Genomic DNA, 1,100 nt, shown 5'->3' with positions numbered 1-1,100 from the left:
CCAGCACCCGCAGGTAGGCCAGCAGGTCCTTGACCTCCTTGCGCTCGTAGAAGCGCACGCCCCCGACCACCTTGTAGGGCAGCCCGGTGCGGATGCAGCCGCGCGGCCAGGTCCATGGTGTGCACGAGGTGGGCCAGCTTGGCCCGCCCGGTGGTGGCCATCCCGTAGTAGGGGCCGGGCGGCTCGGCCTCCTCGTAGGTGGGGTCGGCCGCCATGATGGCCGAGGAGGTCACGTTCACGATCCTGCTCGGCGCGCCGGCCTTGAGGGTGTCCAGCAGAGCCTCGGTCAGCACGTACGGCGACAGGTGGTTGACCGCGACGCTCGCCTCGATGCCGTCGGCGCTCTCGCGGCGCCTGCTCCACATGCCGCCCACGTTGTTGACCAGCAGCTGCAGCGGCCCCTCGTCGGCGAGCTGGACGGCAAGGGCGCGCGCGGCCTCCAGCGAGGACAGGTCGGCGGCCAGGAACCGGCCCGCCGCACGCCCCGCCGCCTCGTCCAGGCGGGCCACCGCGGCGGCGCCGCGCCCGGGGTCACGGCCGACGACCGTGACGTCGAAGCCGGACGCGGCCAGCGCGGTGGCCGTCTCCAGGCCGATGCCGCCGGTCGCCGCGGTCACGACCGCCTTGCGGACATATGTAGACATGCGTCATCCATTCAGGAAAGGGAGCAGGAAGAGCGGCGGGCCCGGAAAAGATGCGGCCCGCGCCTTGACCAGACAACACCGGCCGCGTGCGGCGATGGAAGTTCCTATCGGGCAGGCCGCGATGCCGCGGCGGCATAGCCGCACATGAAAGACTGCGCGGGTGAGTGATGTGGAGATCCGGCAGTTGCGCTACTTCATCGCGGTGGCCGAGGAACGCAACTTCACCAGGGCCGCCGAGCGGCTGCTGATGACGCAGCCCGCGCTGTCGCGCGCGATCAGGGCGCTGGAGCGCGAGGTCGGCGCCGAGCTGCTGGTGCGCTCCCCGGGCGACGTCGGGCTCACGCCGGCCGGGCGGGTGCTGCTGGCCGAGGCCCGCGCTCTGGTCGTGCTGAGGTAGACCAGCCGGTCCAGCAGCCCGCCGATGAGGAAGAACAGCTGGCGCAGCCCCATGAGGGC

At 72.2% G+C, this 1,100-nt stretch carries 2 protein-coding genes and 1 pseudogene; 1 reads left to right on the top strand and 2 read right to left on the bottom strand.

Features of this window, described 5'->3' with window-relative positions:
• Both ABZW11_RS46275 and ABZW11_RS46270 read right to left on the bottom strand, forming a co-directional pair.
• The coding region (locus ABZW11_RS46275) for a hypothetical protein (protein ID WP_355432942.1) at positions 1–58 on the bottom strand (58 nt) is incomplete at its 3' end.
• 133 nt (positions 59–191) lie between these two features.
• Positions 192–644 (bottom strand): annotated as a pseudogene (locus ABZW11_RS46270) (SDR family NAD(P)-dependent oxidoreductase); the annotation flags it as partial.
• Positions 645–804: 160 nt separating this feature from the next.
• On the opposite strand from ABZW11_RS46270, the gene ABZW11_RS46265 reads away from it, so the two are divergent.
• Positions 805–1,041, top strand: a complete 237-nt coding sequence (locus ABZW11_RS46265) for a LysR family transcriptional regulator (protein ID WP_355432940.1) — start codon at positions 805–807, stop codon at positions 1,039–1,041.
• Positions 1,042–1,100: the final 59 nt, after the last annotated feature.

The sequence above is a fragment of the Nonomuraea sp. NPDC004580 genome (assembly GCF_040609855.1).
Classification (GTDB): domain Bacteria; phylum Actinomycetota; class Actinomycetes; order Streptosporangiales; family Streptosporangiaceae; genus Nonomuraea; species Nonomuraea salmonea.
This window is presented reverse-complemented; position numbering and strand designations above follow the sequence as displayed.